This window comes from Cellulomonas sp. Root485 (genome assembly GCF_001426705.1).
Taxonomy (GTDB): domain Bacteria; phylum Actinomycetota; class Actinomycetes; order Actinomycetales; family Cellulomonadaceae; genus Cellulomonas.
On sequence record NZ_LMFC01000001.1, the window covers coordinates 1183898 to 1195587 of the forward strand.

The 11690-nt window shown below is 72.6% G+C and carries 11 protein-coding genes; 6 read left to right on the forward strand and 5 right to left on the reverse strand.

What is annotated here, in order from left to right; translation table 11 throughout:
• Positions 1-639, reverse strand: a complete 639-nt coding sequence (locus tag ASD16_RS05455; RefSeq protein ID WP_055913835.1) for a hypothetical protein — start codon at positions 637-639, stop codon at positions 1-3.
• 134 nt (positions 640-773) lie between these two features.
• Here ASD16_RS05455 and ASD16_RS05460 point away from each other — a divergent pair, with 134 nt between their 5' ends.
• From ASD16_RS05460 to ASD16_RS05470, 3 genes are all read left to right on the forward strand, one after another.
• Positions 774-1574 (forward strand): 1-acyl-sn-glycerol-3-phosphate acyltransferase, encoded by an 801-nt coding sequence (locus ASD16_RS05460; protein ID WP_235523116.1) that lies wholly within the window; start codon positions 774-776, stop codon positions 1572-1574.
• Between the two features lie 79 nt (positions 1575-1653).
• Positions 1654-2874, forward strand: coding sequence for a pyrophosphate--fructose-6-phosphate 1-phosphotransferase (locus ASD16_RS05465; protein WP_055913841.1), 1221 nt, complete (start codon positions 1654-1656; stop codon positions 2872-2874).
• The gene (locus tag ASD16_RS05470; protein ID WP_055913844.1) at positions 2871-4223 is read left to right on the forward strand and encodes a class II 3-deoxy-7-phosphoheptulonate synthase; all 1353 of its coding nucleotides are present in this window, start codon (positions 2871-2873) and stop codon (positions 4221-4223) included. Before ASD16_RS05465 ends, ASD16_RS05470 begins: the two co-directional genes overlap by 4 nt.
• A gap of 55 nt (positions 4224-4278) precedes the next feature.
• Here the strand turns inward: ASD16_RS05470 and pknB are convergent, their stop codons facing one another.
• Positions 4279-6315 (reverse strand): Stk1 family PASTA domain-containing Ser/Thr kinase, encoded by a 2037-nt coding sequence (pknB, locus tag ASD16_RS05475; RefSeq protein ID WP_055913848.1) that lies wholly within the window; start codon positions 6313-6315, stop codon positions 4279-4281.
• A 48-nt stretch (positions 6316-6363) separates the two neighbouring features.
• On the reverse strand, positions 6364-7503 hold the full coding sequence (locus tag ASD16_RS05480; protein WP_055913851.1) for a LysM peptidoglycan-binding domain-containing protein: 1140 nt from the start codon (positions 7501-7503) through the stop codon (positions 6364-6366).
• Positions 7504-7647: 144 nt separating this feature from the next.
• Between ASD16_RS05480 and ASD16_RS05485 the strand changes: the two genes are divergently transcribed.
• Positions 7648-8061: an Rv2175c family DNA-binding protein gene (locus tag ASD16_RS05485; RefSeq protein WP_055913854.1), complete on the forward strand. Its 414-nt coding sequence runs from the start codon at positions 7648-7650 to the stop codon at positions 8059-8061.
• 31 nt (positions 8062-8092) lie between these two features.
• Here the strand turns inward: ASD16_RS05485 and ASD16_RS05490 are convergent, their stop codons facing one another.
• Complete coding sequence (locus ASD16_RS05490; protein ID WP_055913864.1) at positions 8093-9214, reverse strand: polyprenyl synthetase family protein; 1122 nt, start codon at positions 9212-9214, stop codon at positions 8093-8095.
• Positions 9215-9223: 9 nt separating this feature from the next.
• Positions 9224-9778: a hypothetical protein gene (locus ASD16_RS05495; protein ID WP_055915757.1), complete on the reverse strand. Its 555-nt coding sequence runs from the start codon at positions 9776-9778 to the stop codon at positions 9224-9226.
• Between the two features lie 122 nt (positions 9779-9900).
• Between ASD16_RS05495 and ASD16_RS05500 the strand changes: the two genes are divergently transcribed.
• Positions 9901-11025, forward strand: coding sequence for a DUF4192 domain-containing protein (locus tag ASD16_RS05500; protein ID WP_055913867.1), 1125 nt, complete (start codon positions 9901-9903; stop codon positions 11023-11025).
• A gap of 95 nt (positions 11026-11120) precedes the next feature.
• Positions 11121-11516: a universal stress protein gene (locus ASD16_RS05505; protein WP_055913870.1), complete on the forward strand. Its 396-nt coding sequence runs from the start codon at positions 11121-11123 to the stop codon at positions 11514-11516.
• Positions 11517-11690: the final 174 nt, after the last annotated feature.

An 11690-nucleotide genomic window follows, 5' to 3' on the forward strand; every position in this document is an offset into this window, starting at 1 on the left:
TCAGACCACCGCACCGGTGTCGTCATCGTCGGGGTCCCGACGGTGCGGCATCCGCCACAGCAGCACACCGACGCCGACCACGAAGAGCGCCGCGGCCGCCTGCACGAGGGCCGGGGGAGCATCACGCCAGACGACGAGCACGATCAGCAGGAAGATGGGCACGCCCGCGGCCGCGCACCACGCCATCGTGAGCAACGGGTCGCCACCGAGGACAGGACCCGGGTCGGGCGGCACGAAGTGCTCCTCCGCGTCGATGCTCGCCTCGGCGTCGTCGATCTGCGAGGTGCCGTCCCAGTCCCGGCCGCTCAGCTCCGGCGACGCGTCCGCGGCGGGCCGCACGACGCGGCGGTCGGCGACCCAGGGCGCGACGGGGAACGACAGTCCCGACGCCTGCTCCGTGCTCGCACCCGCGGGCGGGACGCTCTCCGGCTCCGGGGACGGCTCGGCGCCGTCGTACCCGTCGAGCTCGCCGAGCTCGGCGACGATCGCGGCCCACACCTCGTCGTCGGTGGGCTCCGAGGGTGCGGCATGATCGGGCAGCCCGTCGGGCAGGTCCTCGGCCGCGTCAGGCGAGGACGGCGGGACGTCCGCGCCGGTCGGCTGGACGCCGTCGTCGGGGTCGTCAGGGCGGGGTGCCATAAGAGCACTCTAGAGTCGGACCGAGCAGTCGGGGTGGTTCGCGCTCGGCCCAGGTGTGCCGCAAGGTGTCGTCGGGAGCGAGCGCCGGGCTCGGGTGGACGGACAGTCCGTGTGTCGGGTCGAGAGGTGAGCCGTTGTTCTACTGGTTGATGAAGCGGGTGTTCGTGGGCCCGCTGCTGCACCTGGTCTACCGGCCGTGGGTGCGCGGCGCCGAGAACGTGCCGGAGGAGGGTGCCGCGATCCTGGCGAGCAACCACCTCGCGGTGATCGACTCGTTCTTCCTGCCCCTGGTCCTCGACCGTGAGCTCGTGTTCATCGGCAAGCAGGAGTACTTCACCGGTGCAGGGATCAAGGGCCGGCTCACCGCGGGGTTCATGCGCGGCGTCGGCACCATCCCCGTCGACCGTGGGGGCGGCAAGGCCAGCGAGGCCGCGCTGCGCACCGGTCTGCGCCGCCTGGCGGACGGGGACCTCTTCGGCATCTACCCGGAGGGCACGCGCAGCCCCGACGGGCGGCTGTACCGCGGCAAGACGGGCATCGCGCGTCTGGCTCTGGAGTCCGGCGCCCCGGTGATCCCGGTCGCGATGGTCGGCACCGACGAGGCGCAGCCTCCCGGTCGACGGATCCCGAAGGTCATGCGGATCGGCGTCGTCATCGGAGAGCCGCTCGACTTCAGCCGCTACCAGGGCATGGAGAACGACCGGTTCATCCTGCGGTCGGTGACCGACGAGATCATGTACGCGGTGATGAGCCTGTCCGGCCAGGAGTACGTCGACGTCTACGCGGCGACGCAGAAGGCCCGCATCGCGACCGGTCACCCGGCCGTCGCGGGCGACGCGGCCGACCACCTGCCGGCCGCACCGGGCGGTCGTCCCGTGCCCGACGTCCAGGTGCCGGTACCGCCGCAGGACGAGAGCGGGACGTCAGTAGGATGACGCGGTCGGCCTCAGCGCCGACATCGTGGCGCGCCGCCGATGCGTGCGCGCCGAAGGTTGTCTACGAGAGGTGTGTCTCATGTCGGTTCGTCGCGTCGCCCTCCTGACCGCAGGTGGCTTCGCCCCGTGCCTGTCGTCCGCCGTCGGCGGGCTCATCGAGCGGTACACGGAGATCGCTCCCGACATCGAGATCATCGCGTACCAGCACGGCTACTACGGCCTGCTGCGTGGCGACAAGATCGTCGTCGACGCCGAGACCCGCGCGAAGGCCGGCATCCTGCACAAGTTCGGCGGCTCGCCCATCGGCAACTCGCGCGTCAAGCTCACCAACGCGAAGGACTGCGTCAAGCGCGGCCTCGTCCAGGAGGGTCAGGACCCGCTGCAGGTGGCCGCCGAGCAGCTCAAGGCCGACGGCGTCGACGTGCTGCACACCATCGGTGGCGACGACACGAACACGACGGCCGCGGACCTCGCCGCCTACCTGCACGAGAACGGCTACGACCTGACGGTCGTCGGCCTGCCCAAGACGATCGACAACGACGTGGTGCCCATCAAGCAGTCCCTGGGCGCGTGGACCGCCGCCGAGGAGGCCGCCGGGTTCGCCGCGAACATCATCGGCGAGCACCGGTCCGGCCCGCGCATGCTGATCGTGCACGAGGTCATGGGCCGGCACTGCGGGTGGCTCACGGCAGCCGCAGCGGCGGAGTACCGCAAGTGGCTCGACACGCAGGAGTGGGTCCCGGGGATCGGTCTCACGCGCGAGCGCTGGGACATCCACGCCGTCTTCGTGCCCGAGCTCGCGCTCGACATCGACGCCGAGGCGGCGCGCCTCAAGGCGATCATGGACGAGCAGGGCAACGTCAACATCTTCTTGTCCGAGGGCGCCGGCATGCACGAGATCGTCGAGCAGCTCGAGGCCGCCGGCACGCCCGTCGAGCGCGACCCGTTCGGGCACGTGAAGCTCGACACCGTGAACCCGGGGCAGTGGTTCGCCAAGCAGTTCGGCGAGAAGCTGGGCGCCGAGAAGACGATGGTGCAGAAGTCCGGGTACTACTCGCGCGCCGCGGCCGCGAACGCCGAGGACCTGCGGCTCATCAAGTCGATGACCGACCTCGCCGTCGACTCCGCCCTGCGCGGCGAGTCGGGCGTCATCGGTCACGACGAGGAGCAGGGCGACGTGCTGCGTGCCATCGAGTTCCCGCGGATCGCGGGCGGCAAGGCGTTCGACGTCTCGCAGCCGTGGTTCGGCGCGCTCCTGGCGGACATCGGTCAGCCCCTGGTCCCTGCGAGCCACTCATGAGCGTCGAGCCGGACCCGCAGGTCGTCGCCGGCCTGGACGCCTGGCGGTCGATGGGGGCGCTCCAGCAGCCCCAGTGGCCGGACGCGACCGCGCTCGACGCCGTGACGTCGAAGCTGTCCACGCTCCCGCCGCTCGTGTTCGCCGGCGAGGCCGACCACCTGCGCGCGCAGCTCGCCGCGGCCGGTCGGGGTGAGGCGTTCCTGCTCCAGGGCGGGGACTGTGCGGAGACGTTCAGCACCGCGACGGCGGACAACATCCGCAACAAGATCAAGACGATCCTGCAGATGGCCGTCGTGCTGACCTACGGCGCGAGCCTGCCTGTGATCAAGATGGGCCGCATGGCCGGGCAGTACGCCAAGCCCCGCAGCTCGGACACCGAGACCCGCGACGGCGTGACGTTGCCTGCGTTCCGCGGCGACATCATCAACGACTACGAGTTCACCACCGAGGCCCGGACGCCGGACCCGCAGCGGCTGCTCGAGGCGTACCACACGTCCGCCTCGACGCTGAACCTCATCCGGGCGTTCACCACGGGCGGCTTCGCGTCGCTCCTTCGGGTGCACGAGTGGAACCGCGGCTTCATGGCCAACCCGTCGTACTCGCGCTACGAGGAGATCGCGGCCGAGATCGACCGGGCCATCCGCTTCATGGCGGCGTGCGGCGCCGACTTCGACGCGCTGCGGTCAGTCGACTTCTTCTCGAGCCACGAGGGTCTGCTGCTCGACTACGAGCGCCCGCTGACCCGCATCGACTCGCGCACGGGGCTGCCATACGACTGCTCGGCGCACTTCGTGTGGATCGGTGAGCGCACGCGTCAGCTCGGCGGGGCGCACGTCGACTACTTCTCGCGCGTCCAGAACCCGCTCGGCATCAAGCTGGGGCCGACGACGTCGGGCGACGACGCGCTCGCGCTCATCGACAAGCTGAACCCGCAGGGCGAGGCCGGCCGCATCACGTTCATCACCCGCATGGGCGCCGGCAAGGTCCGCGACCTGCTGCCCGCGCTCGTCGAGAAGGTGACCGCGGACGGCCGGCCCGTCACGTGGGTGTGCGACCCGATGCACGGCAACGGGATCACGTCGGCGTCCGGCTACAAGACGCGACGGTTCTCCGACGTGATGGACGAGGTCGCCGGCTTCTTCGAGGTGCACCGCGGGCTGGGCACCGTCCCGGGCGGACTGCACATCGAGCTCACGGGCGACGACGTCACCGAGGTGCTGGGCGGGTCCGAGGAGATCGACGACGAGGGCCTGGCGCGACGGTACGAGACGCTCGTCGACCCGCGCCTGAACCACCAGCAGTCGCTGGAGATGGCGTTCCAGGTCGTGGAGCTGCTCCGCGCGTCCTGACGACTGACGACGGCCGCCGCCCTGGTCCGCTCACGCGGGCGGGGCGGCGGCGCTGTCAGAAGACGTTGATGACGATCGTGCTGCCCCGGGGGGCCGTCTTGCCCTCGCCGCCCTCGGGCTTCTGTGAGTAGACGATGTTGAGCGGCGAGATCCCCTGCGGGTGCTCGACCTTCACGATGAATCCCGCAGCCTGCAGGGCGGCTTCTGCCGTCTTGACGTTCTGGCCGTAGGTGCTGGGCAGGGGGAGCATCTCCGGGCCCTTGGAGACGTTGACCGCGATCGTGTCGCCGCGGTGTCCCTCCGCGCCCGCGACAGGACTCTGGTCGATGATCAGGCCGGCGGCGACGGTGTCGCTGAAGACCTCGGTCGGTGCGAGCGTGAGGTTGTCCGGCTCCAGCTGACCGGTGGCGTCCTCGAGCGTCGTCCCGACGACGGACGTGATCGTGACGGGCTCCGGGCCCTTCGAGACCGTGAGCCTGACCTCGGTGTCCCGGATCGTCTGGTTCCCGGGCTCGGCGGGGGTGCCGTCGGGGAGCGTCGCGCTGATGATCCTGGTGTTCCCCACCGTGTCGCTGTACTCGGGCTCGGCATAGGTGGCCGTGAGCCCGGCGGCGACGAGCGTGGCCTCGGCGTCGGCCTGGACCGCGCCGACGACCCCCTCGGGGAACGCCACGTAGTCGGGGCCCTTGGAGATCGTGAACGCGACGGTGCCGTCCTTGCGGATGCGGTCACGCTGGCCGGGGTCCGTCGCGAAGACCTCGCCGATGGGTGCCTCGCCGTCGAACGCGGAGGACGGGTCGGCGCCGAGCCCGGCGCGCGCGAGGATCGCCGTCGCCTCCGCCTCGGTCTGACCGATGATCGTCGGGACGGTCGTGTAGGCGCCCGGTCCGATCTGCTGGTACCACCAGATGCCGCCGCCGACGAGCGCGGCCAGCAGGGCGAGCAGGACGATCCAGCGGGCGCGGTGGCGCCGCCGCGGGGGCTCGGCGGGGGGAGTGGTCAGTACCTCCACACCGACGCCGAGGCCGATGGGCAGGGCGACCGTCGTGCCCCGGGCGTCTCCGGTCTCGATGAGGGTGGTCTCGTCGCCGTCGCTCGCCGACTCGTCGTCGCCCGACGCGTCGATGTCGTCGTCCGACTCGTCGGCGTCCGCGTCCAGGTCGGTCTCGGCCGGGTCGGTGGCCGCGGGGAGCACGATCGACGGGGTGACGGAGGCGTGACGTGCCAGCGTCTCGTCGTCCAGCGCTGCGCGGGTGCGACGCAGCAGGGCGAGGGCGGCCGCGGCGTCGACCGGGCGGTCCTCCGGGTCCCGCGCGGCGAGGGCGCGCACGGCGTCGTCGATCTCGATGGGGAGCCAGTCGACCAGCTCCGAGGGCGCCGGGACGTCGTTGTTGACGTGCTGGAACGCGACCTGGATGGGGGTCTCGCCCGTGAAGGGCTGCCTCCCGGTGAGCATCTCGTAGAGCAGGATCCCGCTGGCGTAGACGTCGGTGCGCGCGTCGCTGAGCCCGCGGACGACGAGCTCCGGCGCCAGGTAGGCGACCGTGCCGAGCACGGTGCCCGTCGTCGTCGAGGTGACCTCGGTGACCGCGCGCGCCAGCCCGAAGTCGGCGAGCTTCACGCGTCCGTCGGTGGCGAGCAGGACGTTCTCGGGCTTGATGTCCCGGTGCACCAGTCCGACGCGGTGCGCGGCCGCCAGCGCGTCCAGCACGCTCTCGCCGATGCGCAGCGCGTCACCGACCGTCAGCGCGCCGCGCTCGCCGATGTGCCGTCGCAGGTTGCACCCGTCGATGTACTCCATCGTCAGGTAGCTGGTCTCGCCGTCGACGCCCTGGTCGTACACGCCGACGAGGCCAGGATGCGTGAGCCGGGCGGCCGTGCGGGCCTCGCGCCGGAACCGGGCCACGAAGTCGGAGCCGGACGTGCCCTCGGCGAGGTGGGCGTGCATCACCTTCAGCGCTACGTCCCGGTCCAGGCGCCGGTCGACGGCCAGGTACACGGTGGCCATGCCGCCGCGGGCGATGCGGGACACGACCTCGTACCGGCTGTCGACCAGGCGGCCGACGAACGGATCGGTGATGGTGGCTCCCACGCCAGGGAGTCTACGGTCGCAGATGTCGCAGATGCGGCAGGCAGGGCCTCAGCGGAACCGCGTCATGTGCGTCTGGACGTTCGCGACATAGCGCCGGGTGTCCGCGAACATGCCGTTCTTCTTCACGGACGCTGCGCCCTGGTAGTAGCCGGCGATCGCGGTGGGCAGGTCCGGGGCGTTGCCGACGAGTGCGCGCAGGATGGCGACGCCCGCGGTGACGTTGTCGTCCGGGTTCACCAGGTTGAGCTGGCGGCCGACGAGCTCCGACGCCCACTGCCCCGAGGTCGGGATGACCTGCATGGTGCCGACCGCGTTGGCGGGGGAGACGACCGCGTGGTTGAACCCCGACTCCTGGAACGCCACCGCCTGGGCCAGCGCCGGGTCCACGCCCATCGCGCGCGCCGTGGCGGCGATCTTGGCCTGCATCTCCGCCTTCGACGGGGTCGGTGCGCTGCGCAGCGTCGCGAGGTTCGCGTTCGCGGCGGCGACGACCGAGTCGGCATAGGTCCGTCCGGCGAACGTGTTGCCGACCGAGGCGGCCGCCGCGGGCACGGGGACGGTCAAGGTCTGCCCGATGCGGATGAGGGCGCGGGAGTCCAGCCCGTTGGCCGCGACGACGGCCGCCACGGTGGCGCCGTGCTTGGCCGCGATGCCGGTGACCGTGTCCCCGGACCGCACCGTGTAGGAGATCGACCCGGAGGCCTGCGCGACGGCGGCGGGCGCCGGAGCGGCGGCGGAGGGGGCGGAGGTGCCAGGGATCGAGAGCGTCTGGCCGATGCGGATGAAGGCGCTGGAGTCCAGCCCGTTGGCCGCGACCACGGCCGCGACCGTCGTGCCGTGCTTGGCGGCGATGCGGCTGACGGTGTCGCCGGCGACGACCTTGTACCCGGCCGCGACAGGTGCGGGGGCCGCGGGCGCGGGGGCTGCGGCGGCCGAGCCGGTCGGGATGGTCAGCACCTGCCCGATGCGGATCCGGGACGCGTCCGCCAGGGCGTTGGCGCGGGCGATCGCGGCCACGGTGGTGCCGCTGCGGGTGGCGATGTGGCTGACGGTGTCGCCGGTGCGGACCGTGTAGGTGTCGTCCGCGTGGGCCGCACCCGCGGTCGCGGTGACACCGACGACAGCCAGCGCGAGCGTCGCGCCGGTCCCTGTGGCGACGCGGCGGGCGGTGGCGTGCTGGTGCGACATGGTGCCTACCTCATGGTGCGGAAGTGAACGGATGGTGCCTGTGTGACTGGAGTGACAGAATGCGAACGTATCCGAATACTGCACAAGGGGAAAGCGCGCGGGGGAATTGCCCGGGTGTAATTCCCGGATGCGTACTCTTGTCGGGTGAACGATTCTGAAGAGACCCTCGACCGCCTGGTCGACGAGTGGCTCACCGTCCCTGATGTCGCCGACCGGCTCGGCCTCGACGCCTCCAAGGTGCGCCGGATCGTGCAGGAACGCCGCATCATCGGCGTCCGCCGCGGTGACCCGCGCATCTTCGTCGTCCCCGCGGCCTTCCTCGTGCCGGGCCACCTCGCCAACCCGGCGCAGCCCACGACCCCCGACGCCGACGAGCCGTGGACGGTCCTGGCGTCCCTGCAGGGCACGCTGACGGTCCTGTCGGACGCGGGGTTCACCGACGAGGCAGCGATCGAGTGGCTCTTCACGCCCGACGACTCCCTGCCGGGGACGCCGATCGAGGCGTTGCGCACGGGCCGCAAGACGGAGATCCGCCGCAGGGCCGCCGCCGAGCTCTGACGGGCTCGAGCGCGCGCCGGCTGAGGAGTGCTCAGGCGTGCCGGTCGACCGCTGCGTGCGCGAGCCCGATCAGCTGGGTGCGAGCAGGCTCGTCCCACGGGCGCTCGTCCATGAGGACGAACGCGCCGCCGGCCAGGTCGTCGATGAGACGCTCGACGTCGTCGGGAGCACCCGTGCCCCGGATGGCCGCGGCGAGGGTGATCACGTCGGCGTCCGTGAGCGAGCGGTCACCGAGACGCGTGCGCAGCAGCTCGACGGTCGCCTCGTCGGAGGCGGCACGGGCCCGGGCGACCGCTCGCGCCGCCAGGATCGTGCGCTTGCCCTCGCGCAGGTCGTCGCCGGAGGGCTTGCCGGTCGTCCGGGGGTCGCCGAACACGCCCAGCAGGTCGTCCCGGAGCTGGAACGCCTCGCCCAGGGGCAGGCCGAGCCTGCGGCACGCCTCGAGCTCGCCCTCGTCGGCGTCGGCCAGCGTCGCGCCGAGGACGATCGGGTGCTCGACGCTGTACCGGGCAGCCTTCGCGCGGATGACCTCGCGGGCGCGCGCCTCGTCAGCGGCCGGGTCGTCGCCCCACGGGAGCGCCTGCGCCAGGACGTCCAGGTACTGGCCGACGGTGACCTCGGTGCGCATCAGGTCGAAGACGGCACGGGCGCGCTCGGACCGTGGCAGCGGCTGCAGGGCGAGCGCCCCCGCGAACTCCTGCTCGCTCGCGATGAGCGTGAGGTCGCCGAGCAGGATCGCGGCAGACATCCCGAAGCGTTCGGCGTCGCCGGTCAGCCCGTGCTGGGCGTGGAGAGCCGCGAAGGCGCGGTGCGCGGCGGGGAATCCGCGGCGGGTGTCGGAGTCGTCCATGACGTCGTCGTGGAACAGCGCGGCCGCCTGGAACAGCTCGAGTGCAGCCCCCACCCGCAGCACCGCGTCCGCCTCCGCGGTCCCGGCCCGCCCGCCGTGGGCGCGCCAGGACCAGTAGCAGAACGCGGCCCGGAGCCGCTTCCCGCCCGTGAGGATCTGGGCGACCGCGTCGGCAAGCACGTCCGCGTCGTCGCTCGCCGCAGCCAGCACGGTGCGCAGCTGTGCGACGTGCCTGGTCAGCAGCTCGTCGATGCGGGATCGGACGTCCTCGACGTCGACGAGGGGCTGGGTCGTGGGGCTCACGCGGGCAGCCTACGGCGCCGCTGCGCGGACCCGCCCGCCGAGCGTGAGGGTGCGCTCGTCGTCACGGTCGAGCACGCCCACGACGAGCAGCTCGGAGCCGTCCCCGCGCGAGAACGTGGACTGCGCGGCGAGTCCGGGCTCGGCAGCGGGCGGGGCGTTCTCGACGAAGCCCGCGGCGAGCAGCGGTGCCCTGACGGCCTCGAGCAGCCCGGCGGTGTCCTGCGCCGTGCGGAGGTTCAGGCTGACCTCGGTCAGGTCGGTGCCGTCGACGGGCGCCGCGGACGAGAGCAGCACCTCGGCACCGTCCGGCACCGGGATGAGCGTGGCGGGGAAGCCCGTGACGAGCTCACCGACTGCGGAGTGCGCGTCGCCGCCCTCGCCGGGCAGGAGCGTCTCCGAGGTGTCGGGCTCGGGGGTGGCCAGCACCGCCGCGCTGCCGGTGGGGGAGCCCTGACCAGGAGCACTGGTGGTGCACGCAGCCGTGGAGACGCCGACGGCCAGCGCGACGACGGTGACGGCAAAGCCGGACCGGACGCGCGCTGAGAGGGGCGCGGGACGGAGCATCGCGACAGGGTAGCCGCACGCGCGCCGCACCGAGACGCCCACATGGCCCTCCTCCGGTGACGGCGTGCACAGATGCGCCGACAGGTGTCCCGGGACCAGTTCCGGGGCGGTGGGCTGACGCCATGCAGACCACCACGCTCCGCGTGAGCGAACCCCAGGAGATCCTCGCGCTCGTTCCTCACCGACTCGGCTTCCGGCCACGGGACAGCGCCGTCGCCGTGAGCCTGCGACCCCCGCGCGGCGCGGTCGGGCTCGTCGTGCGCGTGGACCTGCCGCACCTCGCGGACGAGGAGGACGGGCCCCTCCTCGCCAGGACGCTCGTCGCTCACCTCGGCCGTGACGGTGCCAGCCGGGCGATCCTCGTGCTCTACACAGACCGCGATCCCCGAGGCGAGGAGGGCTCGGCGCAGCCGGCGGTGCGCCACCTCCGTGAGGCGGCGGCCGATGCGCTCGGGGACGTCCTGGTGTGGGTTGTCACCTCCACCGGTTACCTCTCGCTCGACTGCGCCGACGACTGCTGCCCGCCCGGAGGCAGACCGCTGCGGGACCTCGACTCCACGCAGGTCGGCGCGGCGCTCGTGCTGGCCGGCTCCGCCGTCGCCGACTCGCGGGAGGACATCGCCCGGATCCGTCCGCAGAGCGGTGACGTCCGTCGGTCCGTGGCGCGCGTGCGGCGTCGGTGGGAGCACCGGTGCGAGGAGGCCCTGCTCGCGGGTGCCGACGCGGTGGGCCGGTGGCGGGAGGACTCGCTCTCAGCCTGGCGGGATGCGGTCGCGATCGTCGAGGCCGGCGAACCGGGCCCGGGCGGTGCGCCGTGGGGTCGCATCGAGGCCGGTCTCGCCGACCGACGTGTGCGCGACAGCGTCCTGGTCGCGCTCGTCCCCGGCACGGCGGACCTGCCCGAGCGGTGCGTCCGCACCGTGCCCTCGACGCCCGAGCTGGACGCGGCGCTCGGCGGCGCGATGGCGCTGATCCTCGACCCGAGCCGAGGCGTCGTGCCGCCGGTCCGTGCCACGGCGGTGAACGAGGCGGTCCTCGAGGCCGTCGTCGCGCGGGGCCGGACCGGAGCGCAGGCTCCCGCCCTGACCCTTCTGGCGCTCCTGGCCTGGTGGCGCGGGGACGGCGCACGGGCGCGACTGCTGCTGGACGGGGCGCTCGACGCCGACGCCGACTACCACCTGGCTGAGCTGCTCGATGACGCGCTGATGGCCGCCATCCCGCCGGGATGGGTCCGGCACGGCGACTGACCTGCGAAGAGATCCCGTCGTGAGGTCGTCGCGGCCCGTCGCCTCCGGTAGCGTCACGGTGACGGCACTGTTGCCGCGGGACGAGGGGAGGACCGATGGGCATCGTGGTCGGCTATCTGGCCACTCCGGAAGGTCGGGCGGCCCTCGGGGCGGCGATCGAGGAGGCGCGGCAGCGCGACACGCGCGTCGTGGTCGTCGTGAGCACACGACCCGATGCTCCGGAGGAGCAGCGCAGCGCACTCGAGGCGGAGCTCGACAGGGTCCGGGCGGAGCTCGCGACCGCGGGAGTCGACCACGAGGTGCGGCTGCTCAGCGGTGGCGACGTCGCGGACGACCTGATCCTGACCGCCGAGCAGGTGAGCGCCCAGCTCGTCGTCCTGGGTCTGCGGAGGCGTAGCCCTGTCGGCAAGCTCATCCTCGGGGCCAACGCGCAACGGGTGCTGTTCGACGCCCCGTGCCCGGTCCTCACCGTGAAACCCGGTCCCGCCTGACGTCGGTCGCGACGCTACGGACACACCCGGATGGCTGATCATCGGACCCGCCGGACGCCCCGTGCGCGCGGGAATCTCTGGTGCCTGCCGTTCGTTGAGAACAAGAACCCCGTGACTGCCGTCCCCGACGGCCGTGTCGTCGTGCCCGTGATCGCGCCGAGCGGCCCGTGGGGT

Bases quoted from the DNA above. Each gene is read 5' to 3' on its own strand.
- ASD16_RS05455 (WP_055913835.1), bottom strand. From the start codon at position 639: ATGGCACCCCGCCCTGACGACCCCGACGACGGCGTCCAGCCGACCGGC.
- ASD16_RS05465 (WP_055913841.1), top strand. From the start codon at position 1,654: ATGTCGGTTCGTCGCGTCGCCCTCCTGACCGCAGGTGGCTTCGCCCCG.
- ASD16_RS05470 (WP_055913844.1), top strand. From the start codon at position 2,871: ATGAGCGTCGAGCCGGACCCGCAGGTCGTCGCCGGCCTGGACGCCTGG.
- ASD16_RS05480 (WP_055913851.1), bottom strand. From the start codon at position 7,503: ATGTCGCACCAGCACGCCACCGCCCGCCGCGTCGCCACAGGGACCGGC.
- ASD16_RS05495 (WP_055915757.1), bottom strand. From the start codon at position 9,778: ATGCTCCGTCCCGCGCCCCTCTCAGCGCGCGTCCGGTCCGGCTTTGCC.
- ASD16_RS05500 (WP_055913867.1), top strand. From the start codon at position 9,901: ATGCAGACCACCACGCTCCGCGTGAGCGAACCCCAGGAGATCCTCGCG.
- ASD16_RS05505 (WP_055913870.1), top strand. From the start codon at position 11,121: ATGGGCATCGTGGTCGGCTATCTGGCCACTCCGGAAGGTCGGGCGGCC.